9 protein-coding genes, 2 rRNA genes and 1 other RNA gene are annotated in these 15,708 nt (G+C 56.5%); all 12 read right to left on the bottom strand.

The window, feature by feature from the left end:
* Positions 1-44: 44 nt before the first annotated feature.
* Positions 45-3,119, bottom strand: a 23S ribosomal RNA gene (locus HW450_RS03870).
* Positions 3,120-3,461: 342 nt separating this feature from the next.
* A 16S ribosomal RNA gene (locus HW450_RS03875) occupies positions 3,462-4,979 on the bottom strand.
* Together the 16S and 23S rRNA genes form the textbook arrangement of a ribosomal RNA operon.
* A gap of 386 nt (positions 4,980-5,365) precedes the next feature.
* Positions 5,366-6,121: an iron ABC transporter ATP-binding protein gene (locus HW450_RS03880; protein ID WP_182386693.1), complete on the bottom strand. Its 756-nt coding sequence runs from the start codon at positions 6,119-6,121 to the stop codon at positions 5,366-5,368.
* Positions 6,118-7,176 carry an iron chelate uptake ABC transporter family permease subunit gene (locus HW450_RS03885; protein ID WP_232843367.1) on the bottom strand — a complete coding sequence of 353 codons (1,059 nt, stop codon included), beginning with the start codon at positions 7,174-7,176 and terminating at the stop codon, positions 6,118-6,120. Before HW450_RS03885 ends, HW450_RS03880 begins: the two co-directional genes overlap by 4 nt.
* A gap of 37 nt (positions 7,177-7,213) precedes the next feature.
* Positions 7,214-8,215 carry an ABC transporter permease gene (locus HW450_RS03890; RefSeq protein ID WP_407926270.1) on the bottom strand — a complete coding sequence of 334 codons (1,002 nt, stop codon included), beginning with the start codon at positions 8,213-8,215 and terminating at the stop codon, positions 7,214-7,216.
* Positions 8,216-8,266: 51 nt separating this feature from the next.
* On the bottom strand, positions 8,267-9,250 hold the full coding sequence (locus HW450_RS03895; protein ID WP_182386695.1) for a siderophore ABC transporter substrate-binding protein: 984 nt from the start codon (positions 9,248-9,250) through the stop codon (positions 8,267-8,269).
* 419 nt (positions 9,251-9,669) lie between these two features.
* Positions 9,670-13,308 carry a phosphoribosylformylglycinamidine synthase gene (locus HW450_RS03900; protein WP_232843322.1) on the bottom strand — a complete coding sequence of 1,213 codons (3,639 nt, stop codon included), beginning with the start codon at positions 13,306-13,308 and terminating at the stop codon, positions 9,670-9,672.
* Positions 13,309-13,504: 196 nt separating this feature from the next.
* Entirely contained in the window at positions 13,505-13,735 is a 231-nt protein-coding gene (locus HW450_RS03905) for a type II toxin-antitoxin system PemK/MazF family toxin (RefSeq protein ID WP_232843323.1), read from the bottom strand.
* On the bottom strand, positions 13,732-13,938 hold the full coding sequence (locus tag HW450_RS03910) for an antitoxin MazE family protein (RefSeq protein WP_182386697.1): 207 nt from the start codon (positions 13,936-13,938) through the stop codon (positions 13,732-13,734). The genes HW450_RS03905 and HW450_RS03910 overlap by 4 nt, the downstream gene beginning before the upstream one ends.
* A 316-nt stretch (positions 13,939-14,254) precedes the next feature.
* On the bottom strand, positions 14,255-14,578 hold the full coding sequence (locus HW450_RS03915; RefSeq protein WP_182386698.1) for a DUF4288 domain-containing protein: 324 nt from the start codon (positions 14,576-14,578) through the stop codon (positions 14,255-14,257).
* Positions 14,579-14,791: 213 nt separating this feature from the next.
* Positions 14,792-15,170: a transfer-messenger RNA gene (ssrA, locus tag HW450_RS03920) on the bottom strand.
* Between the two features lie 44 nt (positions 15,171-15,214).
* Complete coding sequence (locus HW450_RS03925) at positions 15,215-15,700, bottom strand: hypothetical protein (RefSeq protein ID WP_182386699.1); 486 nt, start codon at positions 15,698-15,700, stop codon at positions 15,215-15,217.
* Positions 15,701-15,708: the final 8 nt, after the last annotated feature.

Consider the following 15,708-nt stretch of genomic DNA (forward strand, 5'->3'; position numbering starts at 1 on the left):
AATTTCCACCCAACGTTTAGCACTACATGTGCACCCAAAGGCAGGTGTTTTCATTATCGGCCAATTAGTACCAGTCACCTCCACACCTTACAGCGCTTCCAGATCTGGCCTATCAACCCCCTAATCTAGAGGGAACCTCAAAAGAAACCTTATCTCAAAACAGGCTTCCCGCTTAGATGCTTTCAGCGGTTATCCCTTCCGTACGTAGCCAACCAGCCATGCACCTGGCGGTACAACTGGCACACCAGAGGTACGTCCGTCCCGGTCCTCTCGTACTAGGGACAGCCTTTCTCAAGTTTCCACGCGCGCGGCGGATAGAGACCGAACTGTCTCACGACGTTCTAAACCCAGCTCGCGTGCCGCTTTAATGGGCGAACAGCCCAACCCTTGGGACCTACTCCAGCCCCAGGATGCGACGAGCCGACATCGAGGTGCCAAACCATCCCGTCGATATGGACTCTTGGGGAAGATCAGCCTGTTATCCCCGGGGTACCTTTTATCCGTTGAGCGACACCACATCCACAAGTAGGTGCCGGATCACTAGTCCCGACTTTCGTCCCTGCTCGACCTGTCAGTCTCACAGTCAAGCTCCCTTGTGCACTTACACTCACCACCTGATTGCCAACCAGGCTGAGGGAACCTTTGGGCGCCTCCGTTACTCTTTAGGAGGCAACCGCCCCAGTTAAACTACCCACCAGGCACTGTCCCTAACCCAGATCATGGGCCGAGGTTCAAGGTATCTACTACGATCAGAGTGGTATTTCAACAACGACTCAACAACACCTAGCGACGCTGCATCACAGTCTCCCACCTATCCTACACAAACCGCACCAAACACCAATACCAAGCTATAGTGAAGGTCCCGGGGTCTTTTCGTCCTGCCGCGCGTAACGAGCATCTTTACTCGTACTGCAATTTCACCGGGCCTGTGGTTGAGACAGCAGGGAAGTCGTTACGCCATTCGTGCAGGTCGGAACTTACCCGACAAGGAATTTCGCTACCTTAGGATGGTTATAGTTACCACCGCCGTTTACTGGGGCTTAAATTCTCCGCTTCGGTATTACTACCTAACAGGTCCTCTTAACCTTCCAGCACCGGGCAGGCGTCAGTCCGTATACATCGACTTCACCGTCTTCGCACGGACCTGTGTTTTTAATAAACAGTCGCTTCCCTCTATTCTCTGCGACCACAACCAGCTCACACCGAAAAGACGATCACCAGCCATGGCCCCCCTTCTCCCGAAGTTACGGGGGCATTTTGCCGAGTTCCTTAACCACAGTTCACCCGAACGCCTTAGTATTCTCTACCTGACTACCTGTGTCGGTTTCGGGTACGGGCCGAATATGCACATCGCTAGAGGCTTTTCTCGACAGCACAGGATCACCAACATCAACCAACAAAGGTCTACGCATCACGCCTCACCCAAAACGTGGTCCCGGATTTACCTAGGCCACAGGCTACACGCTTACACCACAATCCAATAAGTGGCTCGGCTACCTCACTGCGTCACCCCATCACTTAGCTACTACCAGATCAGGCCCCACGCATCACACCAACCACATCCCAAAGGACGCAGACGACGATCAGGGCGGTTAGTATCACTGATTCACCATGGTCGCACACACTCGGGTACGGGAATATCAACCCGTTATCCATCGACTACGCCTGTCGGCCTCGCCTTAGGCCCCGACTCACCCTGGGAAGACGAACTTGACCCAGGAACCCTTAGTCATCCGGCGGATAAGATTCTCACTTATCAATCGTTACTCATGCCTGCATTCTCACTCGCACACACTCCACACCACGGTCACCCGGGCGCTTCCACACGTGCACGACGCTCCCCTACCCAAACAACAAACATTGCTTGCCGCGGCTTCGGTGGTGTACTTGAGCCCCACTACATTGTCGGCGCAGAACCACTCGACCAGTGAGCTATTACGCACTCTTTCAAGGATGGCTGCTTCTAAGCCAACCTCCTGGCTGTCTAAGCGATCCCACATCCTTTTCCACTTAGTACACTCTTAGGGACCTTAACCGGCGATCTGGGCTGTTTCCCTCTCGACTACGAAGCTTATCCCCCGCAGTCTCACTGCTGCGCTAACTTAAACCGGCATTCGGAGTTTGGCTGACGTCGCTAAGATGATAGTCCCGCTAAACCAACCAGTAGCTCTACCTCCAGCAAGCAACACACAACGCTGCACCTAAATGCATTTCGGGGAGAACCAGCTATCACGGAGTTTGATTGGCCTTTCACCCCTACCCACAACTCATCCCCTCAGTTTTCAACCTAAGTGGGTTCGCGCCTCCACAACCTCTTACAGCTGCTTCACACTGGCCATGGGTAGATCACCCCGCTTCGGGTCCAAGACATGCCACTAAACACACTCGTTAGTATTCGCTTTCGCTACGACTACCCCACACGGGTTAACCTCGCGACATGCCGCTGACTCGCAGGCTCATTCTTCAAAAGGCACGCCATCACCTTAAAAAAGGCTCTGACGGATTGTAAGCACACGGTTTCAGGTACTATTTCACTCCCCTCCCGGGGTACTTTTCACCATTCCCTCACGGTACTCATCCGCTATCGGTCAATCCAAGTATTCAGGCTTACCGGGTGGTCCCGGCAGATTCACAGCAGATTCCACGAGCCCGCTGCTACTCGGGAAACAAACACGCACGCAGCATGCATTTTCAGGTACCGGGCTATCACCGTCTACGGCAGGCATTTCCACACCACTTCCCCTAACACACACAAACACACGACCAACACGGCAGTATTGGAAAAAGTTCATCCCCACAACCCCACACACGCAACCCCTGCCGAGTATCACACGCATGCAGTTTAGCCAAAAATCCACGTTCGCTCGCCGCTACTAGCAGAATCACTCTTGTTTTCTTCTCCTACGGGTACTGAGATGTTTCACTTCCCCGCGTAACCCCCAAACCCACTATGAATTCATGGGCAGGTAACTACACATCACTGTAGCCAGGTTTCCCCATTCGGACACCCTCGGATCAACGCTCTATTGGCAACTCCCCGAGGCTTATCGCAGCCTTACACGTCCTTCATCGGCTTGGATTGCCAAGGCATCCACCGTGCGCCCTTAAGTAACAAAAACACCATAAACAAGGCACACAATACTAAAACACTAAACAAAAAATAAAGATGAAAAAAATTGCTCGCGTCCACTATACAGTTCTCACACAACACACCCAACCCACCAGCCACCACCACAACAGTGGCAGCACACCAGGCCAGAAAAAGGAACAACACATGCTGCCCCAGACACCCAACAGCGCACCAAACACCCAACACTAATTATCTGTTTTTCGATCATGCCGACCACCACCATATCGATGGCTAGCTGGCGTCCACCCGATAAATAAAACCAACAGCCACACACACGGCGACTCAGCTGGCACAAACACGCAACTGCGTGTCACAAAAATAAGCTCCTTAGAAAGGAGGTGATCCAGCCGCACCTTCCGGTACGGCTACCTTGTTACGACTTCGTCCCAATCACCGATCCCACCTTCGACAGCTCCCCCCACAAAGGTTGGGCCACTGGCTTCGGGTGTTACCGACTTTCATGACGTGACGGGCGGTGTGTACAAGGCCCGGGAACGTATTCACCGCAGCGTTGCTGATCTGCGATTACTAGCGACTCCGACTTCATGGGGTCGAGTTGCAGACCCCAATCCGAACTGAGGCCGGCTTTCAGCGATTAGCTCACCCTCACAGGCTCGCGACGCGTTGTACCGACCATTGTAGCATGTGTGAAGCCCTGGACATAAGGGGCATGATGATTTGACGTCATCCCCACCTTCCTCCGAGTTAACCCCGGCAGTCTCTCATGAGTCCCCAACCGAATTGCTGGCAACATAAGACAAGGGTTGCGCTCGTTGCGGGACTTAACCCAACATCTCACGACACGAGCTGACGACAACCATGCACCACCTGTATACAAGCCACAAGGGAAAGACCATCTCTGGCCCGGTCCTGTATATGTCAAGCCCAGGTAAGGTTCTTCGCGTTGCATCGAATTAATCCACATGCTCCGCCGCTTGTGCGGGCCCCCGTCAATTCCTTTGAGTTTTAGCCTTGCGGCCGTACTCCCCAGGCGGGGCGCTTAATGCGTTAGCTACGGCACAGAAGTCGTGGAAGACCCCTACACCTAGCGCCCACCGTTTACAGCATGGACTACCAGGGTATCTAATCCTGTTCGCTACCCATGCTTTCGCTCCTCAGCGTCAGTTACTGCCCAGAGACCTGCCTTCGCCATCGGTGTTCCTCCTGATATCTGCGCATTTCACCGCTACACCAGGAATTCCAGTCTCCCCTACAGCACTCAAGTTATGCCCGTATCGCCTGCAGCTCCGAAGTTAAGCCCCGGTATTTCACAGACGACGCGACAAACCACCTACGAGCTCTTTACGCCCAGTAATTCCGGACAACGCTCGCACCCTACGTATTACCGCGGCTGCTGGCACGTAGTTAGCCGGTGCTTCTTATCTAGGTACCGTCACTTACGCTTCGTCCCTAGCGAAAGAGGTTTACAACCCGAAGGCCGTCATCCCCCACGCGGCGTCGCTGCATCAGGCTTGCGCCCATTGTGCAATATTCCCCACTGCTGCCTCCCGTAGGAGTCTGGGCCGTGTCTCAGTCCCAATGTGGCCGATCGACCTCTCAGTCCGGCTACCCGTCGACGCCTTGGTAGGCCATTACCCCACCAACAAGCTGATAGGCCGCGGGCTCATCCCACACCGCAAAAGCTTTCCACTCTCCACACTAAAGAAGAGTCATATTCGGTATTAGACCCAGTTTCCCAGGCTTATCCCAAAGTGCAGGGCAGATCACCCACGTGTTACTCACCCGTTCGCCACTCGAGTACCCTGCAAGCAGGGCCTTTCCGTTCGACTTGCATGTGTTAAGCACGCCGCCAGCGTTCGTCCTGAGCCAGGATCAAACTCTCCATAAAAACCATGTGATGATAATCAGCCATATGAAAAGCCAAAAACCTAGCAAAACAAACAACCAGCACAAAAATAATGATGATTGTCCAAAAAACAGTTCCTGGTACATCCGACGAGGAAGACACCAAAAACCACAAAAATTGAGTATTAAAGCGCTTACACAGACCACTCCTGGCCTGCCGGCACCAACACACAACCAAAAACAAAAAATAAAAGTACTTGGCACACTATTGAGTTCTCAAACAACACACGCACACTGCGATCACCTCGCAACGGCTGGAGTTCTAAGTTAACCACCCGTTTACCCGGATGTCAACTTCGTTCAGCCAGACCCTGTCTCGCTGACCCGGATTAATTTACGCACAACCACGCCACAACACAAATCCGCAGGTCAGTGATAACAAGCGAGGGGTCCGTCGGGCCCATCGATGACACGCACCGGCGTATTGAAGATGTCGGTAAGGAGATCATCTTTCATGATGTCCTCCGGTGTTCCGAACTGAACTACTTGTCCGTGCTTCGCAGCGCAGATGTAGTCGGCGTATTTCGCGGCGAAGTTGATGTCGTGCAGTACCACCACTACGGTGCGGCCGAATTGCTCGGCTGCGTTCTTCAGGTGTTTCATCATCTGAACACTGTGGGCCATATCGAGGTTGTTCAATGGTTCGTCGAGAAGCACGTAGCTTGTTTCTTGCGCGAGCACCATGGCGACATAGGCACGCTGCCGCTGCCCACCGGACAGCTGGTCCAGGTAGCGTCCCTCAAGCTCGGTAAGACCTAAGAAGTCAATGTAGCGGGAGATGATTTGTTCATCTTCCCGGGTAAGGCGCCCGCCGGAATGTGGGAACCGGCCAAATCCGACTAGTTGACGCACAGTCAGGCGAGTAATGAAGTGGTTCTCCTGACGGAGGATGGACACCACGCGTGCCAGGTCTTTGGACTTGGTGGTGGACACGTCCATCTGTGCGATGCGGATGATGCCCTCGTCGAGGTCGAGAAGGCGTCCGATCATGGTGAGCATCGTGGATTTGCCGGCGCCGTTAGGCCCGATGAGTGCTGTCACTCCCCCGGCGGGAATCTCAAGACTGACCGGCCCGATCTGCACCGAGGAAGAATAATTCTTTTTGACGTCAACGAGTTCAATCACAGCTTTCCCTTTCGGAGCAGTACAAACAGGAACACCGAACCTCCGACAAGTTCGATGATGATGGAGACCACGCCTTGAGCGTAGAAGATATGGTTCATCACAAAGTAAGCACTGGTGAGAACGAGGAATCCGCAGGTGGCAGCCATCGGTAAAACGGCGCGATGATCGTAGGTATCAGCGAGCTGGTACGCGAGGGTTGCTACGAGAAACCCAAGGAACGTCATCGGCCCGACCAAGGCGGTGGACACAGCCATGAGCACAGAGACCATGGTGAGGAAGTAGATCGAGCACCGACGGTGGTGAATACCCAGATTGTTTGCCAGGTCCGCTCCCAGTGACACCACATTCAGCACCTTGGCCCGCGCGACGATCGCTATCGATGCCGCCACTACCAGCGCAATCGCCAGTCCCAAGTATTCTGTCTTCGCGTTGGTGACGGAACCAAACATTCGGGCGGTGAGCACGTCGAATTCGCTCGGGGTGAGCAACCGACGCATGAACGTGGACAACGACCCCAATCCGCCGCCAATGATAATACCGACCAGCAGCATGACCTGGATATTCGCGAACCGCCCGGTGAGCAACCAGCCGTACAGCACCAGACTCAGGGCGATCATCAACCCAACTTGGGTGACGAACTGCCAGGTTCCAGAGAAAGCCGCGAGCCCAGCCGCTCCCAGGAAAAACACCACGGAGGTTTGAATCACCATGTAGAGCGCTTCAAACCCCATGATCGACGGAGTAACAATCCGGTTATTCGTTACCGTCTGGAAGGTGACCGTGGCGATGGCCTGTGCAATGGCCACCACCGCCATCACGATCACCGCGGTGGCGCGTCGCTGAGCGATCAGCCAAAACCCCGGGGAGCCCACCGGCATGGGGTTATTCCACGCCAGCAGCCCGAAGGTAAACAGGGCGCAAAGCGCGAGCATCACACCAAGAATGATCCAGTATCGGGCTCGAAGCTGCGGCGTCGCGAAGCTGCCAGCGCTACGTCCGCCCGGGAAACCGAGGTAGCTTTGCTCGGCAACGGGTCGCTCGACAGCGACGTCGATCGGCGGGGTGCGTCGAACTTTGAAACGAAGCGGAAGATTAGCCACGGCGCTGCTGCCTCACGATCAAGACGATGAACACGGTGGCACCGAGCACGCCGAGTACCAGCGACACCGGCACTTCGAAAGGTGCGATGATGGTGCGGCCGAGGATATCGCACAGCGTAACGACGCCAATCCCCAGCAAACACACCCACGGAAGGTTGCTACGGAGGTCATCGCCACGGAACATGGACACCACGTTCGGCACGATCAACCCCAAAAACGGCAGGTTGCCCACCACCACGGTGACCACGCCCGTCGCCACCGCGACGAGGCCGGTGCCGAGCAGAATGATTTTGTTGTAGTCCAATCCCACGTTGGTGGCGATGTCCTGACCGAGTCCAGCCACGGTCAGCCGGTCAGCGAATAAGAACACCGCCACCACTACGAGCGCGACGATCCACAACACTTCATACTGGCCACGCAGCACCGCGGTGAAGGAGCCCGCGAACCACGTGCCCAGTGTCTGCAGCTTGTCAGTTTCGAGAGCGATGAACGTAGACACGGAACTGACCACGGCGCCGAGCATTATACCCACGATCGGCACGATGAGAGAGGATCGAAGCGTCACGCGGCGCAAAAACAGGAAAAACACCATCGTGCCCACGAAAGCGAAAACGATCGCGATGATCATGCGTAGCATAAGCCCTGCTTGTGGGAAGAAAATTAGAGCAAAGAGCAACCCCAGCCCCGCCCATTCTGTGGTCCCGGTGGTGGTGGGTTCCACGAAGCGATTCTGGGTGAGCAACTGCATGACCAGGCCACACATCGCCATGGCGGCGCCGGCTAGCACCAGCGCCAGGGTGCGTGGGATACGGGTGATCGCGAAGATCTCCTTGCCGTGTTCATTGCCAAGGACATCATATGCCCCGACAAACAGGGAGACCACGAGCAAGACCGCAATTGCTGCGAGCCCCACCAGGAGGCGCCAATCGAAAAGTGTGCTTCGCGTGGTGTGGGTTCGTAGTGCCGTCATAGGGTTCCTTCCGGTGACCGACATGCCAAGAGGCCACGCCGAGTCTTTACGGGGCGTGGCCTGGGCTTTTAGGCATTAACCTTTGAATGCCTTTGCGAGTGCTTCAAAGATTTCAATGTGGGTGTGGATACCATCATTGGTGTAGGTGTCCGCTGGCAGGAAAATTACTTTGCCCTGCTTGACAGCTTCGACGTTTTGCAGCACCTGATTTTCCTTCAGCAAGGTTTCGGCTGGGCGGAAGCCTTCCTTCTTTCGGGCGCTGGTGCCAGCGTCGCGGTCCAGGATGACAATCCAGTCAGGGTTGGACTGCGCGATTGCTTCGACGGAAACCTCGTCACCCTTGTGGTTGTTGGAAGTGTTCTCCAGCTTGAGCGCCGGGGTCCAGCCAAACAGGTCGAACATTGGCCCCACAGTGCGCCCCTTGGTTGGGGCGATGTAGCCAAAGTTGCCACCAGAGACGTTCAGCGCCATGACGGTGTCGCCGGTTTTGTAGGAATCCTTGACCGCCTTGACGGCGTCATCGAGTTCCTTGTTCAGGGCTTCTGCTTCCTTTTCCTTGCCAAAGATCTTGCCCAGCGCTGTGACCTCGCGCTTCAGTTCATCGTCGATTGGCTTGCCTTCCCGAACATCGAAGTTCAGGTAGGTCGCCTCTGGAGCCAGCTTCTTGATCTCATCCTCGTGGGATAAGAATCGCTGCCCACCCAGAATCAGGTCAGGCTGCGCAGCCACCAGGTTCTCCAGGTTTGGCTCGCGGTGCATACCCAGATCCAGGATCTTCTCGTTGGAGCCGTAGGAGATACCATCCGGAATGATCGGCTTCGGAGCAGCCTTCAGCTCCACACCCCACTTATCCAGCGTTTCGAAGTTCCGGTTCACCACGGACACTGGGGCCGTCGGAGGAGAAGGGACCTCATGAGTGCCATAGTTGTCCTTAATGCTGACAGTCTTTGCAGACTGGTCAGTTTGGGCCTGTTCAGTGGTTGAAGCACCGCCACATGCGGTCAGTGCGAAAGCAGCAGCCGTAACGACGGCCACAGTACGGAATCGGGATGCGAACAAGATGACGGTTCCTTCGAGTTGCGGACAATAATACGTAAGCCTTACCTAAGTGAGGTTAGGTTAGCATAATTACCCGGCATTTACGCAAGACGGGTGTGACCTAATTGCATTTGGAGGGGTGGCGCTTGCTTGATAGCGATTTGTCTTGCGTTTCGAATCCCTACGCCTACCCAAAGCAAAATCCCAGGTCAAAATCGCGAAAGGCGTAGTTTTTGGCCACACGCCACCCAATGGCTATCAGCCCACATTCACATCACCGGGAAGTAAAACTCGGATCTCGGCAGAACATCACCCACATAGCACTCGTGAAGCTCAAGAAGCCCCCGTGTTCCGGGTTCTACTTCCCGGGTTTTAGCTAAAACAGAGTTCCACCCATTAAAAAAAGGGGGCGCACCAGGCGCCCCCTTCACTGGGAAAGGTTACTTGCGGAAGAACTCCGCGGCGGACTCGAACAGCTTCATATCGTATTCGCCTGGCACGTTCTTGTAGGTGGAGGCGGAGATGCGCTCCGAGTGCCCCATCTTGCCCAGGACGCGGCCGTCCTCGGACATGATGCCTTCCAGCGCGAACAGGGCACCGTTCGGGTTGGATGCAATGTCCATGGCAGGGTTGCCTGCTGCATCAACGTATTGGGTGACTGCGGCGGCCTTGAGGCGCTGCCACTGGGATTCACCTGCGGTGATACGGCCTTCACCGTGGGAGATCGGCACGGTGAAGACGTCCCCGACGTTCACCTTGGACAGCCACGGCGAGTCATTGTTGACTACCCGGACGCGGGAGATCCGGGACTGGTGGCGACCGATGTGGTTGAACGTCAGGGTTGGAGTATCAGGGCCCGGCTCCGAGATCGCGCCGAAGGGCACAAGTCCCAACTTAATGAGGGCCTGGAAGCCATTGCAGATGCCGAGGATCAGGCCACCACGGTCGTCGAGAAGCCCCTGCACCCCTGCGGTGAGCGCGGGGTTACGCAGGAAGGATGTCATGAATTTTGCGGAGCCGTCTGGCTCATCGCCACCAGAGAAGCCGCCTGGAAGGAACAACATCTGGGACTGCTCCAGGGCGGTTGCCATGCGTTCGACCGACTCGGCGATGTCTTCCGGGGTGCGGTTGCGCACGACCAGGATTTCCGGTTCGATCCCGGCGCGCTGGAGGGCGCGGGCGGAGTCGTATTCGCAGTTGGTTCCTGGGAATACCGGGATCAGCGCCTTCGGGGTTGCGCCGCCGAAGGTTGGCTTCGATGCTGCAACCGTGGTGGCACCAGTGACGTCCACCGCACCGGACTGCTGCACCACGGTTGGATAGATCGGCTCGAGGGTGCCACGGTAGGCGGCCTCGGCTTCTTCGAAGGTCACTTCCTGTCCGCGGTAGGTGAAGCCTCCCTCGGTGGTGGAACCGAGCAGCGTACCGACGGTCGGTTCACCTGCCCACTCAAGGACAAAGGCACCATACTCATAACCGTACAGATCAGCATCGTTGTCAAAGGAGAAGCCCAAGCCCTCCCCGAGGCCCATCTTGAACACGGCCTCGGCAACACCGCCGAAACCTGGGGTGTAGGCAGACACGACCTTGCCGGAACGCAGCAGCTCGGTGACAACAGCGAAGTTCTCCAAGAGAGACGCCGGCGTCGGCAGACCAGCCAGTGCAACCTCGGTGCCGAGCTCAGGAGAAAGCAGCGTCACCTTGTGGCCTGCCTCCTTGAAGTGGTTCGGGACCATGTTGGTGGCGTCGTCGTGGCTCACGGCAACGGAGATCACCGTCGGCGGGACATGCAGCTCTTCGAAGGTGCCGGACATGGAGTCCTTGCCACCAATCGCCGCAACACCGAGGCCGAGCTGCGCCTTGATCGTGCCAAGCAGCGCAGCGGCCGGCTTGCCCCACGCCTGTGCCGAGGACATGCGCTCGAAGTATTCCTGGAAGGACAGGTACGTCTCATCAAAAGAAGAGCCGGTGGCAATGAGCTTGGCTACCGATTCCACTACCGCGAGGTATGCGCCGTGGTAGGGGCTGGCCTCCGTGATGTAAGGGTTGTAGCCCCAGGACATCACGGAGCAGTTGGTGGTTTCGCCCAGTACTGGCAGGGTGTTCGCCATTGCCTGGATTGGGGTGGCCTGGCGGGAACCACCGAACGGCATGAGGACGGTTCCCGCGCCGACGGTAGAGTCGAAGCGCTCGGAAAGGCCCTGCTTGGAGGCGACATTCAAGTCGGATACCATCCCCAGGAAGGACTCCTTGAAGTCATCCACGCGTGCCCATTCGCGAGCTGCGCCGCGCCAGTCGCCAGCCGGGGCGATCTCCACATCCACGTGCTTCTTCGCACCGTTAGTGTTCAGGAATTCGCGCGAAAGGTCCACGATGGTGGTGCCACGCCAGTGCATGCGCATCCGGCCAGAATCGGTTACCTCAGCCACGACGAACGCATTCAGGTTTTCCTCGTTGGCCAGCTCGATCAGCTTGTCGGCGTCCTTGGCTTCGACAACGATCGCCATGCGCTCCTGGGATTCGGACAGTGCCAGCTCAGTACCGTTCAGGCCTTCGTATTTCTTTGGCACGGCGTCCAGGTTGATCTCCACGGAGTCGGCGAGCTCGCCCACTGCCACGGACACGCCACCCGCGCCGAAGTCGTTGCAGCGTTTGATCAGGCGGGTAAAGTCGCCGTTTCGGAACAGGCGCTGCAGCTTGCGTTCCTCTGGCGCGTTACCCTTCTGCACCTCCGCGCCAGCGGTGGTGAGGGATTCGACGGTGTGCTTCTTGGAGGATCCGGTTGCGCCACCGATACCGTCGCGGCCGGTGGCACCGCCGACCATGACGACAAGGTCGCCCGCAGCAGGCACTTCACGACGCACCTGCCCCGCCGGCGCGCCTGCCACCACGGCACCCATCTCCAGGTGCTTGGCAACATAACCCGGGTGGTACACTTCGTCTACCAGGCCCGTGGCCAGGCCGATCTGGTTACCGTAAGAGGAGTTACCCGCGGCAGCAACGCGAGCGATGGTCTTTTGTGGCAGCTTGCCCGCGCGGGTCGTGGTCTCTAGCGGGTTACCGGAGCCAGAGATGCGCATCGCAGCGTAGACGTAGCCACGGCCGGAGAGTGGGTCGCGGATTGCACCACCGATGCAGGTAGCGGCGCCACCGAAAGGCTCAATCTCGGTTGGGTGGTTGTGCGTTTCGTTCTTGAACAGCAGCAGCCATGGTTCTTCCTTGCCGTCCACAGTGATGGTGACGTGCACGGTGCAGGCGTTGATCTCGTCGGAGACGTCCATGGCATCCAGCTTGCCGGTGGCGCGCAGCACTTTTGCGGCGATGGTGCCCATGTCCATGAGGGTCACTGGCTTAGTGCGGCCAATAGAATCACGTGCTGCGAGGTAGTCCTGGTAAGCAGCCTCCGCAGCAGGCTCGTTGAACGTGATGGAGTCGAGGACCGTCTCGAAGGTAGTGTGACGGCAGTGATCTGACCAGTAAGTGTCGATCACCTTCAGCTCAGTGATGGTCGGGTCGCGGTCTTCGGAGGCAAAGTAGTCGCGGATCAGGATGGCGTCATCAGCGTCCATGGCAAGGCCGTGCTCAGACACGAAGGTGGGCAGTTGGGCGTCGGTAAGCTGCGTAAACCCGCTGAGCTTTTCGACGTCCGCCGGCGTCTCCACCGTCATCGTGAGGGTGTCCGGATTGTCCAGGGAGGCCTCGCGGGACTCAACCGGGTTAATCAGGCCGGTGCGCATCGCCTCGGGGATGTCGCCCTCGACAGCGTAGAGGACCGCGGTGCGCACGACCGGGCGCTGCTTTTCAAAAAGGAACTGGATGCACTGCGCGGCGGAATCGGCGCGCTGATCGAACTGGCCAGGCAGTGGCTCCACAGCGAGGACGTTGCCAGTGATGCCGGCTTCCTCGAGGGTGGCGTACGTGTTGTCTACCTGAGGCTCGGAAAGAACCAGCTTAACGGCGGTATCGAACTCCGCGTCGGTCGTGCCTTCGACGTCGTAACGGTTGAGCAGGCGCACCTTTACGCCATACTCCTTCGACAGGGCCGCAGCGTGCCCACCCTCGCGATTCTCGACGTACACCCGCTGAACCATCGTGCCTCCATTGTGATCGGCTTTAACTAGTCCCCACCAGCGTATTGGGTGGAGTTATCCGATACCAATTCTAGGGGGTTCTTCTCGCGGCGAGCGCCAGGCTATCGGGCGAGGCCGAGGAACACTGCGACGAGGCGTTCAATATCGACCATTTGATTCTTGCTCAGCATTCCCACTCGCTACGTCACACAGTTGTGAGCTTATCGATCATGACATCACTATCTCGCTGCAAGCCGGAAAACTCGTTGGCCGCTATTCGATAACTCAGGAGGGGCGTTTCCAGCAATGTGGAACTCAGAGGCAGGACCGTCACTGAGTCAGTACCTGCAAATTCGTCATCTTGCACGATCAACGCCGGCCGAGGTTTTGAGGCATACACTCCTTCGGCGGCGATCCACAGCTCGCCACGTGTCACTCATCGCGCCAATCGACAGACACAGCTTCAATGAAGTCTTGATCGTCAGCGCGCCGATCCATTTCCGCTACCAGCACCGATTGCCGACGCGCCTCCCTCACCAAAGCTTCTGAATGCATGTCTGGGACCCACATTTGCACAGGACGAAATCCCCGAGCACGCATTCGCGCCCGGTAGTTGGATACTCGCTGACTCAGTGTCATAGTCCAGACGTTACATGTAACGGTAGCCGCCTACAGGCCTACCAAGTGATTACTTCACAATACTCGCGATGCCACCTACCAGAACCAATGCCGAAAAACGAGCGCAAAAATAGGCGATGAGGTGCCCACCCCAAGACAGACCAAAAGACGTGACGCCTCGCCACCCATCAGCACGCTCTCTTGTACAGCAGGTTTGCCATACATGCGATGAGCTACACCGAATCACGAGCCAGGCCAGCTAGAAACAACAATGTCCGGACACACTTTTCTTTACTTAACCCCCCAAAGGCTGCCTAGCCTGGACCTTGAACTTGGCTCAATCTTTCAGGGGATCAGGTCCTCCGAGCTTCACTTCGAACCGTTCATAGTCTTCGAGTGACGCGAAATGCCGAGAATACAAGTCAATATCTTTATCCGCAGCCCCATACAAAGCAGGGGCTACATCCACGATGTGGCGAACCTTTACGGAGCCGTTTTCGGCATCGCCTTCGCATTCTTGTGAATATGCCAACGACTTAACACGTTTCAGTGCGGCCTCTTCGGTATCGGCATAGACAATATAAACGTCTTCACGGTAATAACTCTTTTGCGTACCGACGCGAGATAGTTCGAATACCACTATTCCTACGTAAGGTTCCATGTTTCACCTTCTGACAGAAGAAGTCGTGCAACTTATCTCAAGCTGACACGACACGGACGCGTATGTGGCCGCGAGCCTACCGATTTGCTTCATACACCACCACGGCCAGTTAGTCACGGAGACCGGACACACTTTTTGCTACTTAACCCACCGGAGAGCCCGCCGAGGCGGCATAAAAATAGCCCCTCACTTGCGTTAACAAGTAAGGGGCTGCGGTGGAGCCGCCGGGAATCGAACCCGGGTCCTTCGTCACCTCGCCAGGGCTTCTCCGTGCGCAGTTTGCACGGGATCTCTGCTCGGCCCTCCGGATCAGGCAAACATGTCCGGATGATGAGCCCAGTTGTCGGTTGGTGTCCCCTACCGCCCCGTCAACACAGCGGTAAGGCAAGTTCCTCTAAGTCGATGCCGGGGTCCAGATCAGGAACCTATCTGGTCCGACAGACACGCAAGTCGCTGATTAGGCAGCGAGGGCGTAGTCGCGCTGAGTGTTCTCTGCGCTTATAATTTGCCGCGACGCTTAACGGTGGTCTCCAGCCTGCACCGGCACGCTTCCCCTGGCTCAATTAACGAAGTCGAAACCAAAATCGACCCCATTTCCTTACCGGCAGGAAACGTGATTCTCCGGCAAGGAATTACCTACTTTACCCGGTCGGAGTTGATACTAGCAAGTCCCTTTTTAGGGGTCCGGAACTTATCGTAGATACAAGTCCCGATCCATCCCAGGAAGCCAAGCAACCCGAGCCCAGCGAAGATCACGCTAAGGTATTCACTGAGCTTAAGCGCTTTCCCTTTTTCCATGAATGAGAAAATGAACCAGACTGTGGTTGATTCTGGTGTATCTCCGGTATCAGGCATGATGAGCAATGCCAAAACCGTAGCGCATGTCGCAATGAACCACAGCGTTTGCAGCAAAGAGTGCCTTGGGCTTCTTACCTCAGGGAGCAGGAAACTCAGCAGCAGCAAAATCAGATACCAGGCCGCCACCAAGACAGAACCAAAGATAAAGAAAAGCGCGAGGAACCAACCGGTATTGCCTCCCGCAGCCCGACCTAGAACCACCACGATGGGGACCAGGAAAATTGCGGCCCCATTCAAGATGAAAAATAGTTTTCTCGTTCCCACTGCAACCA

The organism is Corynebacterium hindlerae (assembly GCF_014117265.1).
GTDB lineage: Bacteria > Actinomycetota > Actinomycetes > Mycobacteriales > Mycobacteriaceae > Corynebacterium > Corynebacterium hindlerae.

Coding starts and splice junctions, on each gene's coding strand:
- HW450_RS03910 (WP_182386697.1), bottom strand. CDS start 13,938: ATGACACTGAGTCAGCGAGTATCCAACTACCGGGCGCGAATGCGTGCT.
- HW450_RS03915 (WP_182386698.1), bottom strand. CDS start 14,578: ATGGAACCTTACGTAGGAATAGTGGTATTCGAACTATCTCGCGTCGGT.
- HW450_RS03890 (WP_407926270.1), bottom strand. CDS start 8,215: ATGTCGGTCACCGGAAGGAACCCTATGACGGCACTACGAACCCACACC.